At 40.0% G+C, this 22,287-nt stretch carries 19 protein-coding genes and 1 riboswitch; of the genes, 2 read left to right on the forward strand and 17 right to left on the reverse strand.

Going from position 1 to position 22,287, the window contains the following annotated elements; all coding sequences use genetic code 11:
- Positions 1–190: 190 nt before the first annotated feature.
- The 13 genes from AN161_RS22055 to AN161_RS22120 form a co-directional block, all read right to left on the reverse strand.
- The gene (locus AN161_RS22055) at positions 191–823 is read right to left on the reverse strand and encodes a TetR/AcrR family transcriptional regulator (RefSeq protein ID WP_053596475.1); all 633 of its coding nucleotides are present in this window, start codon (positions 821–823) and stop codon (positions 191–193) included.
- 3 nt (positions 824–826) lie between these two features.
- Positions 827–1,963: an acyl-CoA dehydrogenase gene (locus AN161_RS22060; protein ID WP_053596476.1), complete on the reverse strand. Its 1,137-nt coding sequence runs from the start codon at positions 1,961–1,963 to the stop codon at positions 827–829.
- A gap of 238 nt (positions 1,964–2,201) precedes the next feature.
- On the reverse strand, positions 2,202–3,338 hold the full coding sequence (locus AN161_RS22065) for an acyl-CoA dehydrogenase (protein ID WP_053596477.1): 1,137 nt from the start codon (positions 3,336–3,338) through the stop codon (positions 2,202–2,204).
- 69 nt (positions 3,339–3,407) lie between these two features.
- On the reverse strand, positions 3,408–4,259 hold the full coding sequence (locus tag AN161_RS22070) for a 3-hydroxybutyryl-CoA dehydrogenase (protein WP_053596478.1): 852 nt from the start codon (positions 4,257–4,259) through the stop codon (positions 3,408–3,410).
- Positions 4,259–5,464 (reverse strand): acetyl-CoA C-acetyltransferase, encoded by a 1,206-nt coding sequence (locus AN161_RS22075; RefSeq protein ID WP_053596479.1) that lies wholly within the window; start codon positions 5,462–5,464, stop codon positions 4,259–4,261. The genes AN161_RS22070 and AN161_RS22075 overlap by 1 nt, the downstream gene beginning before the upstream one ends.
- A gap of 197 nt (positions 5,465–5,661) precedes the next feature.
- Positions 5,662–7,887 carry a heterodisulfide reductase-related iron-sulfur binding cluster gene (locus tag AN161_RS22080; protein WP_053596480.1) on the reverse strand — a complete coding sequence of 742 codons (2,226 nt, stop codon included), beginning with the start codon at positions 7,885–7,887 and terminating at the stop codon, positions 5,662–5,664.
- A gap of 662 nt (positions 7,888–8,549) precedes the next feature.
- Positions 8,550–9,113: a cob(I)yrinic acid a,c-diamide adenosyltransferase gene (locus AN161_RS22085; protein WP_053596481.1), complete on the reverse strand. Its 564-nt coding sequence runs from the start codon at positions 9,111–9,113 to the stop codon at positions 8,550–8,552.
- Between the two features lie 5 nt (positions 9,114–9,118).
- Positions 9,119–10,585: an adenosylcobinamide amidohydrolase gene (locus AN161_RS22090; RefSeq protein WP_053596482.1), complete on the reverse strand. Its 1,467-nt coding sequence runs from the start codon at positions 10,583–10,585 to the stop codon at positions 9,119–9,121.
- The gene (locus tag AN161_RS22095; protein WP_053596483.1) at positions 10,582–11,583 is read right to left on the reverse strand and encodes an iron ABC transporter permease; all 1,002 of its coding nucleotides are present in this window, start codon (positions 11,581–11,583) and stop codon (positions 10,582–10,584) included. Before AN161_RS22095 ends, AN161_RS22090 begins: the two co-directional genes overlap by 4 nt.
- Positions 11,580–12,554, reverse strand: a complete 975-nt coding sequence (locus tag AN161_RS22100; RefSeq protein WP_053596484.1) for an ABC transporter substrate-binding protein — start codon at positions 12,552–12,554, stop codon at positions 11,580–11,582. Before AN161_RS22100 ends, AN161_RS22095 begins: the two co-directional genes overlap by 4 nt.
- A 433-nt stretch (positions 12,555–12,987) precedes the next feature.
- Positions 12,988–13,171, reverse strand: a riboswitch (cobalamin riboswitch).
- 275 nt (positions 13,172–13,446) lie between these two features.
- A complete protein-coding gene (locus tag AN161_RS22110; protein WP_053596486.1) occupies positions 13,447–15,114 on the reverse strand; it encodes an acyl-CoA dehydrogenase family protein in 1,668 nt (555 codons plus the stop codon).
- 1 nt (position 15,115) lies between these two features.
- Positions 15,116–16,618: a long-chain-fatty-acid--CoA ligase gene (locus AN161_RS22115; protein WP_053596487.1), complete on the reverse strand. Its 1,503-nt coding sequence runs from the start codon at positions 16,616–16,618 to the stop codon at positions 15,116–15,118.
- Positions 16,611–17,000 carry a MerR family transcriptional regulator gene (locus tag AN161_RS22120; protein WP_053596488.1) on the reverse strand — a complete coding sequence of 130 codons (390 nt, stop codon included), beginning with the start codon at positions 16,998–17,000 and terminating at the stop codon, positions 16,611–16,613. Before AN161_RS22120 ends, AN161_RS22115 begins: the two co-directional genes overlap by 8 nt.
- Positions 17,001–17,087: 87 nt before the next feature.
- On the opposite strand from AN161_RS22120, the gene AN161_RS29120 reads away from it, so the two are divergent.
- A complete protein-coding gene (locus tag AN161_RS29120) occupies positions 17,088–17,552 on the forward strand; it encodes a hypothetical protein (protein WP_143115015.1) in 465 nt (154 codons plus the stop codon).
- On the opposite strand, the gene argS is transcribed toward AN161_RS29120, so the two are convergent.
- A complete protein-coding gene (argS, locus tag AN161_RS22125) occupies positions 17,482–19,149 on the reverse strand; it encodes an arginine--tRNA ligase (protein ID WP_053596489.1) in 1,668 nt (555 codons plus the stop codon). The genes AN161_RS29120 and argS overlap by 71 nt on opposite strands.
- Positions 19,149–19,580, reverse strand: coding sequence for a DUF1934 domain-containing protein (locus AN161_RS22130; RefSeq protein WP_053596490.1), 432 nt, complete (start codon positions 19,578–19,580; stop codon positions 19,149–19,151). Before AN161_RS22130 ends, argS begins: the two co-directional genes overlap by 1 nt.
- 184 nt (positions 19,581–19,764) lie before the next feature.
- Here AN161_RS22130 and AN161_RS22135 point away from each other — a divergent pair, with 184 nt between their 5' ends.
- Positions 19,765–20,694, forward strand: a complete 930-nt coding sequence (locus AN161_RS22135) for a threonine/serine dehydratase (protein WP_053596491.1) — start codon at positions 19,765–19,767, stop codon at positions 20,692–20,694.
- A 64-nt stretch (positions 20,695–20,758) separates the two neighbouring features.
- Here AN161_RS22135 and AN161_RS22140 read toward each other — a convergent pair whose 3' ends face one another.
- Both AN161_RS22140 and AN161_RS22145 read right to left on the reverse strand, forming a co-directional pair.
- Positions 20,759–21,517 (reverse strand): type II CAAX endopeptidase family protein, encoded by a 759-nt coding sequence (locus tag AN161_RS22140; protein ID WP_053596492.1) that lies wholly within the window; start codon positions 21,515–21,517, stop codon positions 20,759–20,761.
- Positions 21,514–22,083 (reverse strand): TetR/AcrR family transcriptional regulator, encoded by a 570-nt coding sequence (locus AN161_RS22145; protein WP_053596493.1) that lies wholly within the window; start codon positions 22,081–22,083, stop codon positions 21,514–21,516. Before AN161_RS22145 ends, AN161_RS22140 begins: the two co-directional genes overlap by 4 nt.
- Between the last annotated feature and the right edge of the window lie 204 nt (positions 22,084–22,287).

Consider the following 22,287-nt stretch of genomic DNA (forward strand, 5'->3'; position numbering starts at 1 on the left):
CAGGGTCTCATCTGTGACGCTGATCCCCGAGGAGTCGCCCAGTCTCCACTCCAATCAACTTATTTACATGGCATACGTTTTTAACAAATACTATCCCCTACTTTTGGTGATGAGCCTTTTCATTTATAAAAAAAGTCGGTAATTGCAATGTCGCTTTATGCAATTACCGACAACCCCTTAACGGAACTTATTAGAACCCCTTTATGCCTGAAATAAACAATGTTATTTGCATTTCAATAAATTCATCAATAGAATGTTGACGATGGAGCGCCCATTTACGGAATGCCCAGCTTTGTCCAGAAACGACTAAGTTATTTGCTGCCAAATGGATTTGTTGATCCGTCATCGTTATCTCACCTGACTGCACACAGCGTTTTAGTAATCGCTCAAAAGTACCAACCATTTCAAACTCCTTACTAAATACATAACGTTGTGCTTCTTTTGACAATGATTTAGTTTCTTGATACATGATTGTCAGCTCATCAACCATACTATCAATTTGCAAGAAATACTCTCGAATCATTTCCTTTAACTCTTCTATAGTTCCTGCCTTAATCTCATAACTTGAAAGTCGCTCCATTGCATGGTGATAAATACTATCACATACAAGGTAAAGGACATCTTCTTTAGTACGTATATACTCATATAATGTACCGATACTAAAGCCTGCAGCTTTTGCGATTTCTCTCGTTGTGGCACGATGAAAACCTTTTTCTTTAAATAATTTAATGGCTCCCTCTATCATTTGTTCTCGACGAATGGCGATAAGATTTTCATCTTTTACCGTTGACTGTACTTGGGGTCTTTTATCTCTTTCTGTCATATGTTATTTTGTCAACATACGAGAGATAACAAGACGTTGAATCTCTTGTGTACCTTCGTAAATTTGTGTAATTTTCGCATCACGCATGAAGCGCTCAACTGGATAATCTTTCGTATAACCATATCCACCAAAGATTTGAACCGCCTCAGTCGTTACATTCATCGCAGTATCGCCAGCCATTAATTTCGCCATTGCAGATGCCTTACCATAAGATAGACTATTTGATTCCAACCAAGCTGCTTGATATGTGAGCAGTCGAGATGCTTCAATTTGAGTTGCCATATCCGCTAATTTAAAGGAAACACCTTGGTTGGCAGTAATCGGTTTACCAAATTGCACACGTTCTTTTCCATATTCAACCGCTGCATCTAATGCTCCCTGTGCAATCCCTACAGCTTGAGCTGCAATACCATTACGTCCTCCATCAAGTGTTGTCATCGCAATTTTGAAGCCTTCTCCCTCAGCTCCAAGCATGTTTTCTTTCGGAACGCGACAATTTTCAAAAATAATTTCAGTTGTAGGAGATGAACGAATCCCTAATTTTTTCTCCTTCTTACCTACCGAGAAACCTTCAAATCCAGCTTCAACGATAAAAGCAGTTGTGCCATGTTTAGCTTCTGGATCTGTTACTGCAAATACAACATATGTATCTGCTACTCCACCATTCGTAATGAAAATCTTCGAGCCGTTTAAAATATAATCATCGCCATCACGTTTTGCATATGTTTTCATACCACCAGCATCAGAACCTGAGCCTGCCTCTGTTAAGCCATATGCACCGATATGTTTACCTTCTGCCATTGGACGAAGATATTTTTGTTTTTGTTCTTCATTACCGAATTTAAAGATCGGCCAACCAGCAAGCGAAGTATGTGCTGATAAAGTTACCCCTGTTGACGCACATACACGTGATAATTCTTCCACTGCAATGACATACGCAAGATAATCAAAGCCTGCACCACCGTATTCTTCTGGCCATGGAATACCTGTTAAACCTAGCTCCGCCATTTTATCGAAAATTGCACGATCAAACTCTTCATTCTCGTCACGTTCCGCCGCTGTTGGTGCCACTTCATTAATAGCAAAATCACGAATCATTTCACGTAATTGCTCATGCTCTTCTGTTAATTGAAAGTTCATTGTCCATTTCCCCTTTTTCGTTAGACTCTGTTAGTGCTATATTGTTGATTTCTATATTTGATCATGTTTCTGCGGTATGCCTCGGGAAACTGAGCAAATCTCTTGGTTACCTGAGCAGTTCTCCGGATAACCCGAGCGTTTTATTGCTCGACCTGATCATTTATTCAGATTACCCGAGCGATTTTTTAGCAATCAACATCATCCGTTAAAAATCAACTTTGCAACATAACATCAGACCTTATTTAAGTAAATGTTTACTAATGACTAGTTTTTGAATTTCACTTGTACCCTCGTATATTTCTGTTACCTTTGCATCACGGAAATAACGCTCTACGGGATAGTCTGTTGTATAGCCGTAGCCACCAAAAATTTGTACAGCATCGATCGCTGTTTGCACCGCTGTACGAGAGGCAAAGAGTTTCGCCATCGAGGCCTCAGCTCCACATGGCAAACCTTTTGAGCGTAAATCTGCTGCGCGATAGACTAATAATTTTGCTGCTTCTACAGCAGTCGCCATATCAGCAAGCTTGAAGCCAACCCCTTGTTGTGCTGCAATAGGTTTTCCGAATTGAACACGCTCTTTGGCATAAGCAGTAGCTGCTTCTAACGCCGCTTCCGCAATGCCTAAAGCTTGTGCAGCAATACCAATACGTCCAACATCTAAGTTGGCCATTGCAATTTTAAAGCCTTCTCCCTCTTCCCCAAGAAGGTTTGTAGCTGGAATACGGCAGTTGTCGAATGTTAGTTGAACTGTACGTGAACCGTGTAAGCCCATTTTATGTTCATCTTTCCCTATGATTAAGCCTGGTGTTCCTTTTTCAACAATAAATGCTGAAATACCACGTGTTTTTGCCGCAGGATTCGTTGATGCAAAGACAATATAAACATCTGCTTCTCCACCGTTTGTAATAAACACCTTGGAGCCGTTGATGACATATTCATCTCCATCTCGTACTGCTTTTGATTGTAGAGAGCCAGCATCAGAACCAGCGCTAGGCTCTGTTAAACAAAATGCCCCTAAATATTCTCCAGCAGCAAGCTTCGGAACATAACGTTTCTTCTGTTCATCGTTACCGAAATAAATAATGGGATTTGTTCCAACCGATGTATGCACAGATAAAATAACACCCATTACTGCACTAACCTTCGATAGTTCATTGATAGCAATTATGTACGATGTAAAATCCATCGCTGAGCCGCCTAATTCCTCAGGCGTCGTGATCCCCATTAAACCTAATTCTCCCATTTGTGCAAGGAGTTCGCGTGGAAACTCTCCTGCCTCCATACGTTCTACCCACGGTTCAATTTTATCCTGAGCAAAATTCCGAACCATATCACGCATCATTATTTGTTCATCTGTAAATTGTAAATGCATCTATAATGTCACCCCTAAATGTTGTCCCGTAGCATCCCATTTCGTTTGAATCGCCCCATCCCCATAGGATTATTCATAAACGTAAAAGCCTCTTCCAGATTTTTTACCTAGCCAGCCCGCCGCCACATATTTACGAAGCAATGGACAAGGTCTATATTTACTATCACCTAAGCCCTCGTGTAAGATCTCCATGATGGATAGACATGTATCAAGACCAATAAAGTCTGCTAATGTCAACGGACCCATCGGATGATTCATTCCGAGCTTCATCACATCATCAATAGCTTCTTTCGATGCTACACCCTCATACAATGCGTAGATCGCTTCATTAATCATTGGTAATAAAATACGATTCGAAATAAAGCCTGGGAAGTCATTTACTTCCACTGGAGTTTTCGATAATTTTACTGTCATGTCTTCAACCGATTTGTAGACTTCATCACTTGTTGCTAACCCTCTAATAATTTCTACAAGCTTCATAACAGGTACAGGATTCATAAAGTGCATACCAATCACTTGCTCTGGACGATTTGTTACAGCTGCAATTTCCGTAATTGGTAAAGATGATGTATTCGTAGCTAAAATGGCATGTGCCGGTGCAATCTGATCAATTTGCTTAAAGATGGATTGCTTCACTTCCATATTTTCCACAGCTGCCTCGATGATAATATCTACGTCACTAGCATCCTGTAAATCTAGTGACATACTAATACGACCTAAAATAGCCGCCTTCTCATCTTCAGTTTTACGACCCTTTTCGACATCACGTGTCAGGTTTTTCGTAATGACTCCTAAACCGCGTTCGAAAAATTCTTGCTTCATGTCGTTCAGTTTGACATCAAAACCAGCTTGTGCACAAACTTGTGCAATGCCGGAGCCCATTTGTCCAGCACCAATAACCATCACTTTTTGAATTCCCATCATTCGTGTCCCCCTGTTTTCGGTACTTCAATCATAATCGCATCGCCTTGCCCTCCACCTGAGCAGATTGCAGCAATTCCGATACCACCGCCACGACGTTTTAATTCATGTGCAAGTGTTAAAATAATGCGTGCTCCAGACGCTCCAATTGGATGACCTAGTGCAACTGCACCACCGTTAACATTGACCTTTTCAGCGTCTAAATCTGCTAGCTGCTTGCTGACAAGAGCTACTGCTGCAAAGGCTTCATTGATTTCGATCAAATCAATGTCAGCTAATGCTTTCCCTGTCTTTTTCAGTAATTTGTTAATAACAAGCCCTGGTGTTTGTGGGAAGTTCTCCGGTTCAATAGCAAGCTCTTCATGGCCAATAATAACTGCAAGTGGCTCTCTACCTTCACGTGCTGCACGTTCCTCACTCATAACTACTAAGGCACATGCACCATCATTAACGCCAGGTGCGTTACCTGCTGTAATCGTTCCGTCCTTGTCAAAGGCTGGCTTGAGTTTTGCAAGTACCTCCATTGACGTACCAGCTCTAGGTGCCTCATCTGTATCGACTTGAAGCGGTTCTCCCTTACGTTGCGGAATTTCCACAGGCACGATCTCTTCAGCAAAGTAACCTTTCTCAATTGCTGCAAGTGCACGTTCTTGACTGCGAACAGACCAAGCATCCTGCTCCTCACGGCTTAACGAATATTCTTTCGCTGTTGCATTACCGTAGCTTCCCATAGGCGGCCTTGCCTTATTAAAGGCACATGTTAAGCCATCATATAGCATGCCATCCACCATTGTTGAATCGCCCATGCGTAAGCCTGTTCGACCATTTTGAAGATAATACGGTGCATTGGACATGGACTCCATACCACCAGCGATAATTACTTCTTCGTCCCCTAATCGAATTAGCTGATTCGCTAGTGTTACAGCACGCATCCCTGACGCACAAACTTTGTTAATCGTTTCTGTTTTCACTACTACTGGTAAATTAGCTTTGATCGCAGCCTGCCTTGAAGGAAGTTGGCCCTGTCCCCCTTGTAAAACGGAGCCTAAAATTACTTCATCCACTTCATTAGGCGAAATATTCGCTTTCTCAAGTGCCCCTTTTATGGCGATTGCCCCTAAATCACTTGCGTTTAATGCTGATAGTGAACCTCCAAACTTACCAAATGCAGTTCTTGTTCCTGCTAAAATTACAGCTCTATTCAAGTAAAACACCCCTTTTGTTTTACGTTCTAGAAGAAGTATCAGAGCACTTGCGTTGACTGAACGCTCGCTCGACCTCTTGCTATGAAAAATGGGAGTTTAAAGTTAACTCCCATTTCCATTTAATCTTATTCTACAAAACAATTATTTATTGTGCAATTTATATTTTTCAGATAACGAAAATATTTCTGCAATAACCATCATTTTTCTGCGTTAGTCTCTGCATTCTTTTCTTGTTCGACATTTTCTACAGAAGCTACTACTTCTTCAACCATCACATCTGCTGCTTCTTCTTCAACAGAATTCTCAACAGCTTTTACTTTTTCACCAAACACAGAACGCTCTAATAGTTCTGCAACATCGAATGTACCGATTGAATCCTCAACCTCTTTTGCCTTTGTGCCATCCTCAAGCATTGTTAAGCAGTAAGGACATCCAGAAGAAATAACTGAAGCATTCGTTGCTAAAGCTTGCTCTGTTCTTGCTACGTTAATTCGGTTGCCGACATGCTCTTCCATCCACATTAAGCCGCCACCTGCGCCACAGCACATTGCTTCCTCACGATTACGCTCCATTTCCACAAGCTTAATACCTGGAATACCTCGTAAAATCTCACGTGGTGCATCATAAACATCGTTATAACGACCTAAATAACAAGAATCGTGGAAAACAATCGTTTCATGAACTTCGTAATTTAACGCTAGACGATTTTCATCAATCAATTGATTCAATAGTTCAGTATGGTGGTAGACCTCGCCCTTCCAGCCAAAGTCTTGGTACTCATTTTTAAAGATATTGTAGGCATGCGGATCAATCGTAACGATTTTCTTCACATCGTTTTTCTCAAACTCATCAATATTTGCTGTTGCGAGCTCTTGGAATAAAAACTCATTTCCTAAACGACGAGGAGTATCCCCTGAGTTTTTCTCTTTATTTCCTAAAATCGCAAACTTCACGCCTGCCTCGTTTAATAAACGACAGAAAGCTAATGCAATTTTTTGCGAGCGGTTATCAAATGCACCCATTGAGCCAACCCATAATAAATATTCCATTTCCTCGCCAGATTTTTTCAGCTCTTTCACTGTTGGAATATGAATGGTTGGATCTAGGTCACGCCAATTTTCTTTTTCTTTACGGTTTAAGCCCCAAGGATTGCCTTGACGCTCGATATTTGTCATCGCGCGTTGTGCATCAGGGTTTACTTTTCCTTCAGTCATTGTTAAATAACGGCGCAAGTCAATAATTTTATCGACATGCTCATTCATAACAGGACATTGATCCTCACAGTTACGGCAAGTCGTACATGCCCAAATCTCTTCTTCTGTAATGACATCACCGATTAAAGAAGGGCTATAGATATCTTCAATGACTGCACCCTCAGCACCAGCTGCCAACGCGAGCTGATTCCCCTTTGTATTAGCAAAGAATTGATAAGGTACCCAAGGTTTTTGCTTTGTCACAACAGCACCTGTAAATGTTAAATGATCACGAAGCTTCACGATTAAATCCATCGGTGATAGCATTTTCCCTGTTCCTGATGCTGGACACATATTTGTACAGCGTCCGCACTCTACACAAGAATATAAATCTAGCATTTGTTTTTGTGTGAAGTCTTCAATACGTCCGACACCAATTGCTGGAATATCCTCTTCATCTTCAGCATTTTCTAATGCTTCAAAATCGATTGGTGTTAGTGTACCTGTACGATCTAAACGGTTCATGTACACATTAATCGGACTTACAATCAAGTGGAAATGCTTCGATTGTGGTACATACACTAAGAATGTCAATAGAATTAGTAAGTGCGCCCACCACATCACATAGAAAACAACAGCAGCTGCTGATGCTGGTAGGAAGCTAAAAATAGCTGCAATGCCAGATGCAACTGGCTCTGTATAACTTAGTTCTTCACCATGCCAAATTAATCCCATACCATTTGCAAGTAATGTTGAAACCATTAACCCACCAATGAAAATTAAGACAAGACCATTTTTCCAGCCTCGTTTTAGACGTACTAGCTTTTCTACATAACGACGGTAAAATGCCCACACAACCGCCACTAAAATCATTAATACTACAAGCTCTTGGAAGAATGTAAACACACTGTAGAAAATGCCAAGTGGCAAATGTGATCCAGGTACTAACCCCTTCCAAATTAAATCAATGGCCCCTAGCTGCACCATCAAAAATCCATAGAAGAACATGACGTGAATTAAACCACTCTTTGGATCTTTTAATAGCTTGTTTTGGCCAAGTACATTGACCATAAGATAACCTATACGTTCTTTAACACTTTCATCAAACTCAACCTTTTTCCCCAATTGCACAAACTTATAGCGTGTTTTTAACAGATAGAAGAACAATCCTACTGCATAAAGCACAACCACGACTGTTAGAACAATGTTTGCAATTACTAATGGACTCATGGTTGGTCCCCCCTTTAGTTTGTCGTAAGTTTCTCTCTTTGTGATAAATTTGCTAGTTCATACGTAAATGTACGTCATTCCATCATTATATTCCTATTCTAATAAATGAGTGAGCATTCAGTCAACATAAAACGGAAATATTTCTGATAATTTTATATTCTTACATTTTACAAGCGAAAAAGCCACCCTGAATTTAAAGAGGGCACTAAAACACAAAAGAAATTTTCATTCAATTATATTACAAATCTATCTTTAACTGTATTTAGATACTCAAAAAAGCCGACTTGCATCATGTTTTTGATGACAAACCGACTTTTTCAGTGCCCTAAAATTCAAAATAACTATTTCTTTTCAAAACTAATATGAGCTTTCACCATAACGTAGGATTGATTTTCCTGGGGGCGTCCTTAGTTGATAAAAACTGAAATTATTCCGATAAAATGAGATTTTGTTCCGATAAATGCTAAAATTGTTCCGATAAAATGAGATTTTGTTCCGATAAATCTTCAAAGTTTTCATCTAAAAATGAATTCATCACAATAACGTGGAGTTGATTTCCGTTCCGACTGGGCGCTTTCCTGGGGGCGTCCGATGAGCCCGTAGCGGAAATCAGCGTCTTCGAATTAATTCGAATGTATAAAAATGGTTAATCAACACACCTGTTATTTTTTAAAAACATTGCCACTTCGAATATATTCAACATCCGCGACATTCAGACGGAAATTAACAACACGTGCAACTGCAAATAAATAATCAGATAGACGATTTAAATACTTTTGCACAATCGTCGGTACATCATCCATTTCCTTCATAAGCGTTACCATTTGACGTTCTGCTCGACGCGCTACTGTACGAGCAATGTGTAAGGTTGCGGCTGCTGGTGCACCACCTGGTAAAATAAAGCGCTGTAATGGTGGTGCTTCATCTGACAATGCATCAATACGAGATTCCAACACTTCAATTGGCTGCTCTGTAAGCTTATAATGACGCTCCTTCATAACGTTAGCAAGGTCGCCACCTGCATCGAAAAGCTCGTGCTGAATCGTTTCTAAATCAATTAGAATATCCTTGAATAGCTCACGATCTAATTCACTTACGGCCTTGCCAATAAAAGAATTTAATTCATCGATTGCCCCATAAGTCTCTACGCGTAAGCTATCTTTGTCAACGCGACCTCCGATAAGACTTGTTTTCCCTGTATCGCCTGTTTTCGTGTAAAGCTTCATTTCTCTCATCTCCTAAAATTGTTTTTATAATTTTTTATTGCCTGTACAGTTGTTTCAAAAACACCTTTACCGATTATCTTACCTACATCAGTAATTGGGCCCCCATACAGCATTTCTTCCCCTTTTTGTGTCGCCGCAATCAATAAACTATCTGTAGCAGTGCCTGTTGCAATCGTACCACTAAGCTCATCACGAATATCTTCTGATTGCAATGCCTTTGTCTTTGCCTCATTAGCTGTCATCATCGCTTGGAAAAACGCTTCTTCTGATAAACAACCATTAACAATGACCCACGTATTTATAGTACCAATATATGGTTCATCCTGTCTTTCATGTGTGCGTGACACATCAACAGCATTGCCAATACCAGCAGTTACAGCAACAAGGACGCTACCAAAGGAAGCTTTAAATTCATTAATAGCTACAAGTTCTGTCGGGACAGCCGTTAACATGACGACTGTGCTTGTAGATGAGAAAAGCTCCTTTTGTAAAAATTCAGCGACCTCTCCCTTTACATCACTAATCACATAATCTATTGGTACAGAGCGATTTAACAGGCAATCATACCAACCGATACCCGGATTATGGACAGCTGAGGAAACCGTTTTTAAAGGAAACTCTGACTTAAGCTGAATGTAATGATCCGTAACAGTGAAATTTACTTTTTGAATGACAGCACGTTGCTGATGTTCAACTGAAGCTGGCATCATTGTAATTTGAGGTTTTGGAATTTCAGGATGTGCATATGTCGCTACGCGCGCATGATAGACGTCTTCGATTTGCGAGGCAATTAATACTTCATGTGGTGCCCCAAATGCTCGCATCCGCCCCCCTTCCATTAGTAATAATTCATCACAATAGAGGGCAGCTAAATTCATATCATGTAGCACCATAATAACGGTTAAACCACATTCTATTGCTTCCTTTCGCACCATATCTAAAATTTGACGTTGATGGGCAATATCTAGATGGTTCGTTGGTTCATCTAACAGTAATATTTCCGCTGTTTGTGCAAGAGCTTGGGCTACAAAAACTCTTTGCTGTTCACCGCCCGACAAAAATTCCATCGATGTCTGTTCATAGCGTTTCACACCGGTTTGCATCATTGCATGTTGGACTGCTTGTTCATCGCGTTCAGTCCAGCTTGAAAAGAAGCCAGTTTGATGTGGATAACGTCCAAGTGATACTGCCTCACGTACACTGTTGGAAAAGGCATTGGCATGTAATTGTGGTAGTACCGCCATTTTTTTGGCCAATGCACGGGCATTGTAAGAGTTGATATTTTTACCATCTACTAATATAGTGCCTGCAGTTGCTGGTAATATGCCACTCATTACTTTTAACAGCGTCGATTTTCCGCTACCATTCGGCCCTAAAATCCCAAGTACTTTCCCTTTTTCAACGGAAAAACTAATATCATGGACGATCGGCACATCTTCATAGCCGCCAGAAAGATGTTTAACAACAATCATGCCCGTACCCCCTTACTTCTACGTTGCTTATAAAAAATATAGGAAAAGACGGGCGCCCCAATAAAGGCAGTAATTACGCCAATCGGTAGCTCTCTAGGCATAATAATTGTTCGTGCTATTAAATCGCAAATAATGAGCAAAGTTGCCCCATTTAAAAATGATAATGGCAATAAATGACGATGATCAGAACCCCAAAGCATCCGCGTCATATGGGGTACAACTAAGCCAACAAAGCCAATCGTGCCAGAAACAGCTACCGCCGCTCCAGTCAACATTGATCCACCTACTAAAATTAAATATTTACTGCGCTTAACATTGACACCTAAATGCTTCGCACGTTCTTCTCCATATAACAGAACATTTAACTCACGTCTTTGTGTCCAGAGCATGATCGAACCAATTATTACAAACGGAATAATCATTTGAACGTATGGCCAACCACGCATCGATACTGATCCGAGCAGCCAGCCAATAACTTGCCGTAGCTCCTCACCGGATAATGCAATCATTAAAGAAATTAAGGAGCCTAAAAACGAACTAAATATGACTCCTGTTAAAATAAGGGTTTCCATTTTCAGTGAGCGATCTATTATTCTAGCAAAGCCCATGACAGCTACCATCGTTAATATTGCACCTATCATACTGAAGGTTGGCAATGTATAATGGCCAACTACCGGTATTGATACACTAAAGAAAATCGTCATCACTGCGCCAACAGATGCACCCGAGGAAACCCCTAACGTATAAGGATCTGCCAATGGATTTTTTAATAAACCTTGAAAAGCTGCCCCTGCAATGGCAAGAGACGCCCCGACAAGCCCTGCCAGCAGGACTCGAGGTAAACGAATTTTCCATAAAATATTGGCAGCTGTTTCATCAGCCGCCTTATTCCACAATACTTCTAGTGGAACATGAACCGAGCCTATCGCTACGCCACACCAGATGCTAATGATCAGAAGCGTAATTGCTGTTACATAGGCTATTAATATTCTACTCACTGAAACGCCTCAGGGTAGATAGCTTTCGCTAATTCTTCAAGACCATCTGCTAAACGCGGACCTTGACGACTCGTCGTATTTTCATCTACTTGTACAATGTCCTTGTTTTTCACGGCAGTAATTGTCTCAAAGCCTGCACGTTGTGGAATTTTCGTTAAAATATCAGGTACATAATTATATGTCACTACAATGACATCTGGATTTTTCGCGATAATTTGTTCAGCATCAATTTTATACCAGTTATCTGCATCTGCTGCTACATTTTCGGCATGAATCATATTTAGCATTTCATTCATAAATGTACCTTTACCAGCTGTATAAATTTCTGGCTCATCAGACGTTTCTACAAAGACTTTCTTTGGTTTAACACCCTCAAGTTTTGTTTGAACTTCTTCAACTTTCGCCTTCATATTTGCGACAATTTTTTGAGCCTCTTCTAGCTTCCCTGTTGCACGACCTAGCTGTTCAATTGATGTGTATGTGTCATTAAAGTCTTTAGCATTTGCAACAACAAATACCTTCACGCCTGCAGCCTCAAGCTGTTCAATTGCTCCTTCTGAAAAAGTCATACTCGATGCATGCGCAAAAACGATATCTGGCGTTAAAGCAATAATTTGCTCAATATTATACTCCATGCCCCCAACCTTTTCTTTTTCAGTAGCCTCCGCTGGGTAATCATCATTATCTGTTACACCAATTATTTCATCATTTAAGCCAAGGCCGAATAAAATCTCAGTGTTACTTGGAATGAGCGAGACAATTTTTTCAGGTGGTGCTTCTAGCGTAATATCCTTGCCAGTCGCATCCGTTATCGTCATCGGGAATGCTGCTTCGTCAACTTTTGATGTCTCTTGTTGCTTCTGCTGTTCAGAAGATGGTGACTTTTCATTTGTTTCCTCTTTTGCATTACATCCAGCAACCAAGCCAATAGCTAAAAATGCTGATAATCCTATTTTCCAAAATTTCTTCATGTGAAAATCCTCCTTAGTTTATCTGTGCGTATATTTTAACGACTTGTTTTTCTGATTTATCGATATATTTTAGCTTTTATCGCACAAGGTTGTGGGTTTATCAGCCGACATTGGGTTTATCACCCAACATTATGAGTTTATCGCCTAACATTGTTGTTTTATCACTCAACATCGGGTTTATCGCTCAACATTGTGGATTTATCGCCCAACATTTTAGGTTTATCACCCAACATTATGAGTTTATCGCCTAACTTTGTTGTTTTATCACCCAACATCAGGTTTATCGTTCAACATTGTGGATTTATCGCTCATTTTTTCAAATTTATCGACATCAATCTTACAAAACAAATACCCCTCATCACAAAAAGATGAGGGGGTCAAATTTGCACAAAAAATACGCATACAAAATCCACCACCCTATCCTCGTAGGCTGCAACGTGTTTTCTATAAAGGCAGGTCTCCTGGCTCGTGCTCCATTCGCTTTTTCATGCCTTCCCGAAATTTTCAGTGGCGCAAATTGAAAAAACTCACACATACAGTGGCGGGACCGCATCGGAATTACACCGATTTCCCTTTTCACTTTACATAAGTAAAGAACCTTTATAATATTCAGTTGATTTTTATTATACATGAAAACAAAAGAAGTCGCCTCCATTCGAGACGACTTCTATTTGGACACCTACTGAAAAGTAACATAACCCGCATTCATCTCACAACCTATAGAGGTGGGAGACTTCTATAATTAAAGTTGCACTTATGTTACAAAAACATTTGTAGCTGACACTTTGCTTTCGCTACAAAAAACACCTGTAGCTGACGTTTCACTTTCGCTACACAAAACATTTGTAGCTGACGTTTCACTTTCGCCACACAAAACATTTGCTGAAAGAAGTTAAACTATATCTGAAAAATACTGGACCGTTTTCATTGGTGCACCCATTTCTCGCAATGCCCATGTGCTCTCTAAATAAATATCTGCTAGCTTTTCATATTTGCCGCCGAATTTTTGTGCCCATTCGACCGCTACAACACTTTCATATAAATGTGCCATTTTTTCTGCGACCTTTTTTGCTTCAAACGTTTTCGTCGCTTCATCTAAACCGCTAAATGTTTGCAAAGTCGAGTCTAATTTTGCTAATTGCTCCACTACAATTTCCACTAATGGACTGTCAGCTAGTTTTTCTAGACGTTCCTCCATGACACGAACAAACAATTCATGGACATGAAACTTATCAACTAAACGAATGAGCTCTAAAGCTAAAATATTGGCAGTTCCCTCCCACACAGTAAGCACCTGTGCATCTCTTAATAAGCGAGGTGTTACAAAGTCTTCAATATAGCCATTTCCACCATGTAATTCAATCGCTTCACTCGCATAATGTACCGCTTGCTCTGCCGTTTCTTTTTTCATGATAGCAATATACAAGCGATTCAAAATGATGTCCTCTTCATTCCCCTGTCCACTTGTAACTTTATCGTACTGATGAATAAGATCAAAAACTGTCGCAACCTCCACATGAAGCTTGGCAGCGAATTTCCCTAGCGTATCCTGAATCATAGGATATTGCGTTAAAGGCTTACCAAATGCCTGACGATTTGTCACATAGTGCTTCGCCTCTAAATAACCACGGCGCATAATGCCTATAGATGCAACAGCATTGCAAATTCTTGATAAATTAAGCGCCTCCAGCATATAATATATTCCTTTATTCGGCTCACCTACGACATAAGCTAGTGCACCATCAAATTCCACCTCACCCGAAGGTACGGCTCTAACGCCAAGTTTATCCTTCAAACGTCGAATGCGGAGGTTATTAACTGTTCCATCCTCTTTCCGCCATGGAACCGCAAATAATGTTAAGCCCTTTGAGCCTGCCTGAGCCCCTTCCATACGTGCCAATACCATGGCTACTCCACACATTCCTGCGTTTGATGCGAAATATTTCTCACCATATAAACGATACTGATTGCCGTCCTGTTTTGCCTCTACAACATTCGCACCAACATCAGAGCCACCTTGACGCTCCGTTAAAAATGTCGCTCCCTCATATAGCTCGGTATCTCCTGTTGCACAAACATGTGGTAAAAAGCGCTCCTTCACCTCATCACTCGCATAATGGTCAAGGAGATAAGCAGTTGCCATTGTTAAAGTAACAGGACAGTAAAAGCCTGGCTCAGTATGGGACAGTATATAACCTTGAGCAAAGCTATACACATAGTTGCCCTTTCTACCTAATTGCGGAATATCTTTATGCACATAGCCAACAATGCCAGTATTGTACGTCTCTTCAATTGTCTTTTTATAGCCATCATTAACCCAAATCTCTGACACTTCTTCACCATAGGCATTATACCTTTGTAATCGAGGTTCACCCTCTCTATCCGTATGTTTGGCTCTCACATCAATATCTCCAGCACAAAGCTCACCAAAATCTGTTAACTCGCGTGTTGCATATTCCACAAACTCTTTATCTAGCATCATTTCTAAAACTTTATGAAGTGTATCATTATCCTTAAAAAAATTCGTTGTTTTCATTTCTTCCTGCTGTAAAACCTTCATGCTATCTCACCTCTTGTCCCTTCAAAGTTTGTTTTAGTATTTTGCCCGATGCATTCCGTGGTAGCGCTTCTACACGTTCAAAGATGCGTGGAATTTTATATTTAGCAAGATGCTCCTCCAAATAAGCTTTAAGTTCGTCCTCGTTAATTTCTATTTTAGAAGCATAAACGGCCTTCACCGTTTCTCCCCACTCTGGATGTGGTACACCTATGACAGCAACCTCAAATATTCCCTCATAGCTCAACATACGATCTTCAATTTCTTTCGGATAAATATTCACACCGCCAGAAAAAATGACATCCTTTTTACGATCAACAATCCAAATATATCCATCCTCATCCACGCGAGCCAAATCACCCGTTTTCAGCCAGCCATCTATAAATGCAGCCTTTGTTGCGATATCATCCTTGTAATAGCCCAGCATATTACCTTCACCAAGTAACACAATTTCTCCCACTTCACCAACACTGACATCTTCTCCATTGTCGTTAATAATGCGCAGCTCCGCTCCAAGTGGTGCACGCCGGCCAATACTTCCCGCCTTCGTTGCATGTTCTCTGCCAAACAATAACGAACCATTCGGACCAGCCTCTGTTAAGCCATAAACGCAAGTTAAATTATCTGTGCGGAAAGCTTTTTGTAGATGCTGGACTTCGTTTTGTGATAAAGGCGCTCCACCATAAACCCACCATTTCATCGATGATAAATCAGCCGTTTGCAATCTTGGCATTTGGGCAGTTAATAAATAAGCGACAGGTGCACCAAAGAAATGTGTTGTCCTTTCCTGCTCAATCGAATCAATAAACAAATCAGGTGTAAACGTTGGTGTTAGCACATTTGTTGAGCCTATAAGTACGCCTGCCATTAAAAATAAATGTAATGGAGCCGAATGAGTCAACGGCATCATGAGAAGGATTCGGCTTTCAGGCTTTACTTCCATTTCAACTGCAATCATTTGCGCTACAGTTAAAATATTGCGATAGCTGAACAACACACCCTTTGGTTTTCCCGTTGTACCCGAGGTATATAAAATCGTTGAGACATCATCTTCATTAAGCTGGCAATCAATAGTTTGAGTGCTCGCCTGTTGAATAAGCGTTTCATAGTTTAGCCAACCAGCCTGCTCTTGACCTGTTTTAATTTTTAAAGGGACTATCGTGATGTTTTCGACTGCTGCAAAAATGACTTCATGTACTAGAATAGCTTTAGCATCCGCATGCTGCGCTACATACTCAACCTCTTGCAGCGTAAATTTCGCATTTACTGGAACGACTATAGCTCCAATGCGCTGAATAGCAAAATAACTAACGACAAACTCTACAACATTCGGCATAAAAATGATAACTTTATCGCCCTGCCGCACACCTTGCTCTAATAAAGCATGACCAAAACGTGTCACTTGCTCATCTAAATCATGATAGGTCACTCGTCTGCCTTGACAAACAACCGCTTCAATCATAGAGTACTTTCGGGCATTACGTGCTAACAAACTCGAACTATTCATCATGCATCTCTCCCTTTAAAGTTAATAATTTTTCAGTAAACACGCCTTGTAATTGCTGCAACTCATTTTTCATTTGCGTAAGCTCTGCTATTTTGCTATCAATTTCTTGAATTTTTTGCTCCCCATATTCAACCGTACGCTCCAACTGCTGAATGCCCGTGCGATCAAAATCAAACAGCAATACCATCTCCTTGATCTCCTCAAGTGAAAAACCGTAACGCTTTCCTCGGAAAATAAGCTTAAGCTTCGCCAACTCTTTTTTTGAAAAGGTTCGTTGATTAGTAGATGAACGATTAGGATTAAGCAGCCCAAGCTCCTCGTAATAACGAATTGTCCGTGTCGAAACATTAAACTGCTTAGCCACTTCTTGAATCGTCTTCAACAGCATCTCCCCCTTCCCATTTTCCATCAGTATATCATTGACGTTAACGTAAACTGCAACGAAATATTTGAAGTTTACAGAAAAATATTGTTTAAAGAAGATGAATTGATCAGTTCAGGGATTTTATCCGGCACTTCGATGATTCTATCCGTCGCTCTGGCGGTTCTTTCCGTCGCTTTGCTGGTTCTTTCCGTCGCTTCGAATCCTTTCCGTCGCTCTGGCGGTTTTTTCCGCCGCTTTGCTGGTTCTTTCCGTCGCTCTGGCGGTTCTTTCCGCCGCTTTGCTGGTTCTTATCCGTCGCTTCGAATTCTATCCGTCGCTCTGGCGGTTCTTTCCGTCGCTTCGAATTCTTTCCGTCACTCTGGCGGTTCTTTCCGTCGCTTTGATTCTATCTGCCACTTCAACAGCTCTATCCATCTAAGCCATGTCAACACAAAAAACCCCCGGCACATTGTCGTGCCGGGGGCTGGAAAGACTATTATTACATTTTTTCTGGTGCAGATACGCCGATTAAGCGTAGTGCGTTGGCAATTGTTGTACGCACAGCCGTAATAAGCGCTAAACGAGCCTCTGTTAGCTCTTTATTTGAAGGGTCTAACACTTTTTCAGCGTTATAGAAGCTGTGGAATGTAGCTGCTGTTTCTTGGATATAGTTAGCGATACGGTGTGGTGTACGGTGCTTCGCAGCATCTGCTACCACTTTCGGGAAGTCGCCCACTTTTTTCAGTAAATCAATTTCTTTTTCAGCTGTTAACAGAGTTAAATGATCTGTTGTAGCAGCAAAGCCTTGCTCATTCGCTGAACGTAAAATAGAAGAAATACGTGCATGCGCATATTGTGCATAATACACTGGGTTTTCATTTGATTGAGATACGGCAAGGTCAAGGTCAAAGTCCATGTGAGAATCGCCTGCAGTTTTCACGAAGAAATAACGTACTGCATCTAAGCCAACCTCTTCTACAAGCTCACGCATTGTAACAGCGTTGCCTGTACGTTTAGACATTTTGAATTTTTCACCGTTTTTATAAAGCTGAACCATTTGGATAATCTCTACTTCAAGCGTATCACGGTCGTAACCAAGCGCCTGAATAGCAGCTTTCATACGTGGGATATAGCCGTGGTGATCAGCTCCCCAAATATTAATTAATTTATCGAAGCCACGTACAATTTTGTCCTCATGGTATGCGATATCCGGAGTCAGGTATGTGAATGAACCATCATTTTTAATTAACACGCGGTCTTTATCGTCGCCAAATGTTGTCGAACGGAACCAAGTAGCACCATCTTCTTCAAATACATGACCATTCGCTTTTAGTTTATCTAATGCTACTTCAATTTTGCCGTTTTCATATAGTGACGTTTCAGAATACCACACATCAAAGTTTACGCGGAAGTTTGCAAGGTCTGTTTTTAACTTGTCTAATTCTAACGCTAAACCATGCTGACGGAAGAACGCAAAACGATCTTCATCAGATTTTGATAAAATTGAATCGCCATGCTCACCTGCTAATTTACCAGCGATTCCAATAATATCCGCACCGTGGTAGCCATCCTCTGGCATCTCAGCTTCTAACCCTAAAGCTTGTTTATAACGCGCTTCAAGTGAATAAGCTAAGTTATTGATTTGGTTACCCGCATCGTTAATATAGTACTCACGAGATACACCGTAGCCTGCCATATCTAACACATTACATAATGAATCCCCTACAGAAGCTCCACGTGCATGACCTAAATGAAGATCACCAGTTGGATTTGCAGATACGAATTCAACTTGAATTTTTTCTCCTGCACCAGCATTAGAACGACCATAATCAACACCTTGCTCAAGCACTGCTTTTACTACACCTGTTAGGAAATCTTTACGCACAGTAATATTCATGAAGCCAGGGCCAGCAATATCGATTTTTTCAATATCTGTACCTGCTGTATCAAGATTTTCTAAAATAGCTTCAGCAATGGCACGAGGTGGTTTTTTTGCTAATTTCGTTAATTGCATAGCAATGTTTGTCGCATAGTCTCCATTTGCCTTATCCTTTGGTGTTTCAAGGTGAATATTTAACTCTGTGCCAGCATCGACTAAGCCAGCTTTTTCAACAGCCTGCGCAATCGCTGCTTTAATGGCTTGTTGTACTTGTTCTACTGCGTTCATCATTGTACCTCCGTAAATGTAATGTCTAATGTATAATTGCCAACGGATTGCCCATCCATTAGTAAATCGTACTGTACATGGAAATCTCCGTTTACTGCCTGCTTTGTAAACGTCATTTCTTTCGTGTCTATGACGAGTGGCATTGAACCGAATTCACTTTCATAATGACCCATTTGTTGTTCAATTATGTTAAGTGGTAGTCGCATTTTTACTGCACCAGTACGCATAATTAATGCCTGTTCATTGCCTAACTTCATAGTTGTGCGGATGGTTTTATCCTCCTGCACCTCTTCATATTTCAAATAGATGCTTCCTGCTTTTTCAAGTAGCTGCCCTGTCAGCCACATTTCATAACTTTCGGTTTCCCCTTCAATCGGGCAAATCGTAGAAATGAGCTTAATGTTCACCTGCGATCTTGCTTCGTTCGCCATTATGGACGCTCCCTTTTATTGTTTTTACTATAACCTTTTTATTATAGGATGAATACTCATACTTTTTCAAGATAGAAGTAAGTATTGTGTGCATGGCGTGTTTACCTATTGACACAAATTACCTATCAATCTACAGTAAAAACATCAGAATTTTCAATTAATTAAACGGAATGAGGGTTGCTTTATGATAACACTTGAAAAAATTCATGCTGCTAAACGAAGAATTTCATCATATATATATGAAACACCCGTTATTCGATTAAATGGGCTCGATCATCTTTTAGGATGTCACGTTTACATTAAAGCCGAGAATATGCAAAAAACAAACTCTTTTAAAATTCGCGGAGCTCTCAATAAAATGCTGTCCATGCCGTTAGAACAATTGCAAAAAGGCGTAGTTGCTGCTTCCTCGGGTAATCATGGCAAGGGCGTTGCCTATGCTGCCAAGCTATTAAATAGTAAGGCAACAATTGTTCTACCGGATTCAGCTCCTACAATTAAAGTTGAAGGAATACGTGCCTTAGGTGCAGAGGTTGTACAGTGTAAGCTTGCAGAAAGACATGTAGTAACAGAAAAACTCAGTCGTGATCATGGTTATTGCATTATACATCCTTATGATGATTACGATATTATGGCAGGACAAGGAACAGCAGGTTTAGAAATTTTAGCACAGCTCCCTGATGTTAATACCATTGTTATCCCTATTGGCGGCGGTGGTTTAATTAGTGGCATTGCAACTGCTGTAAAATCCATATCACCTCATATTAGAATAATTGGCGTGGAGCCTGCTGTTATTTCGCGTTATGGCAAAAGCTTTGAAGCTGGCGAAAGATTGCTTTTAAAGGAACAAAAATCTTTGGCAGATGCTCTATTAACTTTACAGCCAGGAGAACGGAACTTTCCAATTGTTCAGCAGCTTGTCGATGAGGTTGTAAGTGTAGATGAAGCATTGATTCATCGTGGGATGAAGACCTTACTTTCCGAGGGTAAAATTATCGCAGAACCTTCCTCCTCCATCGGTATTGGCGCTGCCCTTCAAGGAATTTTACCTATTAGTAAAAACGAAAAAGTGTGCTTCCTTATTTCAGGAGGCAATGTTGAATTACAACAATAAGCTCATTAAGGTGACTAGACAAAAAAAGCATCCACTCAAATAGATGCTTTTTTGCTTGTCGAGTTTAAACGTAACTCTCAGGATTTTTTAAATTCATAACAGCCTTTTTAGGAAATAAAGCTCTCCAGAAATAAATTGCGAGACCAATTAACACTAAACAATGAAAGATATAAATAGAAACAGAAAGAACATTCGGCTCACTATCGGTCAAGAATGCAATAAAATCATGCGTAGCGTGCCAAATAATAGGAAACATAATACTTTTTGTCTTTGCAACAATTTCTGCACAAACTAACCCAAAGAGGCATGCAAAAACTACTTGCAGTAATGTCAATAAAAAATCCTGACCTGCAGCTAAATGTGCAAGATGTCCAATTCCAAATAAAATAGAGGAGCCTATAATAGCCGTTTTAAGCCCTTTCGCTGATAAATATTTGAAAATTAGACCACGGAAAATAAACTCTTCAAAAAGACCAACGGCAATAACAAATAGAAGCAAAATAAGTACGTATTGCGCAGAAAAACCATCTTGATCTGCAATACCATTAAAGAATGCAACCAGCTCAGAAACAACGATAACAGCCATCCATGCCTCTGCTTTAAACTTTCTAAATCCGAAATCTTGGAAAGAAAATTTACTTTTTTTCATGATCCAAAGAGTAACTAGTACACCAACTGCAAAGGCAATAAATTGAATTAAAACTATAAAGCTTAAGCTACTTATATTTTTGACAGCTATAATTACACCAGCTATGAAAGGAAAAACAATTGCAAGTAAAGTAAAAAGTATCGATAAAAGAATAGGTGAATTTTTTATTTTCATTTATTTTCTCCATTCAATAATTTTTGTTTAACGCCTTCAAAAACGTCTTTTAAAATGCTCTCAATTTCCGAACTATCTAAATCACAAGTATTCGTCGCACACATTGTCGCAATACCGTGTGTAGTTAACCATATATTTACAAATAGAGATTTAGCAGAGGTTTGAGTTAATCCTGTTAATTTAGAAATGATTGCTATAATCCCTTGGTTTTCTACGTCATTTAGTAAATCCGAAAAGCTAGAGATTTTATATTTATTGGATAGAAATAATAGCTCAAATAGCTTCTTTTCTTCGCGAGCAAAGTTAATATAAGCTAACCCCATTCCTAAAAAAGAACTTTCATGCAAGCCCTGAAACATTTTTTCGTTATAAAGATTGCTAGCCCTTTCATAGACTGCGTACTTTAAATCGTCCATACTCGAGAATAATCGAAATATAGGCTTTGTCGAACAGCCTAACTCTTTTGCTAAATCCCGTGCATTGACACTATCAATCCCACTCTCTCTAGCCATTTCAAAAGCACAATCCAATAAAATTTCCTCTGTAAATCGCTCTTTTGGTGCCAAAAAAAATTTCCTCCCTCAATAGGTAACATTTGTTACCTTATAATGTAACAGTATTTTCCTATCAATGTCAATTAGGTATTTAATTCTAATCTAAAAAATTCCAAAGAAATAAAAAAGCCCACTTTGTATAAAGTGTACCCTTTGTAAAGGACATTTTGAAAAAAAGCTAGGCAACCTTCTGAAGCTGCTGTCTGTATTTTGCAG

It is taken from the genome of Lysinibacillus sp. FJAT-14222, assembly GCF_001278875.1.
Classification (GTDB): Bacteria; Bacillota; Bacilli; order Bacillales_A; family Planococcaceae; genus Lysinibacillus; species Lysinibacillus agricola.

What these genes read in the sequence shown, in the direction of transcription:
- AN161_RS22080 (WP_053596480.1), bottom strand. Translation starts at nt 7,887, where the DNA reads ATGAGTCCATTAGTAATTGCAAACATTGTTCTAACAGTCGTGGTTGTG.
- AN161_RS22090 (WP_053596482.1), bottom strand. Translation starts at nt 10,585, where the DNA reads ATGATTGTTGTTAAACATCTTTCTGGCGGCTATGAAGATGTGCCGATC.
- AN161_RS22110 (WP_053596486.1), bottom strand. Translation starts at nt 15,114, where the DNA reads ATGAAGGTTTTACAGCAGGAAGAAATGAAAACAACGAATTTTTTTAAG.
- AN161_RS22060 (WP_053596476.1), bottom strand. Translation starts at nt 1,963, where the DNA reads ATGAACTTTCAATTAACAGAAGAGCATGAGCAATTACGTGAAATGATT.
- AN161_RS22065 (WP_053596477.1), bottom strand. Translation starts at nt 3,338, where the DNA reads ATGCATTTACAATTTACAGATGAACAAATAATGATGCGTGATATGGTT.
- AN161_RS22115 (WP_053596487.1), bottom strand. Translation starts at nt 16,618, where the DNA reads ATGAATAGTTCGAGTTTGTTAGCACGTAATGCCCGAAAGTACTCTATG.
- AN161_RS22130 (WP_053596490.1), bottom strand. Translation starts at nt 19,580, where the DNA reads ATGGCGAACGAAGCAAGATCGCAGGTGAACATTAAGCTCATTTCTACG.
- AN161_RS22085 (WP_053596481.1), bottom strand. Translation starts at nt 9,113, where the DNA reads ATGAAGCTTTACACGAAAACAGGCGATACAGGGAAAACAAGTCTTATC.
- AN161_RS22140 (WP_053596492.1), bottom strand. Translation starts at nt 21,517, where the DNA reads ATGAAAATAAAAAATTCACCTATTCTTTTATCGATACTTTTTACTTTA.
- AN161_RS22135 (WP_053596491.1), top strand. Translation starts at nt 19,765, where the DNA reads ATGATAACACTTGAAAAAATTCATGCTGCTAAACGAAGAATTTCATCA.
- AN161_RS22070 (WP_053596478.1), bottom strand. Translation starts at nt 4,259, where the DNA reads ATGGGAATTCAAAAAGTGATGGTTATTGGTGCTGGACAAATGGGCTCC.
- AN161_RS22055 (WP_053596475.1), bottom strand. Translation starts at nt 823, where the DNA reads ATGACAGAAAGAGATAAAAGACCCCAAGTACAGTCAACGGTAAAAGAT.
- argS (WP_053596489.1), bottom strand. Translation starts at nt 19,149, where the DNA reads ATGAACGCAGTAGAACAAGTACAACAAGCCATTAAAGCAGCGATTGCG.
- AN161_RS22100 (WP_053596484.1), bottom strand. Translation starts at nt 12,554, where the DNA reads ATGAAGAAATTTTGGAAAATAGGATTATCAGCATTTTTAGCTATTGGC.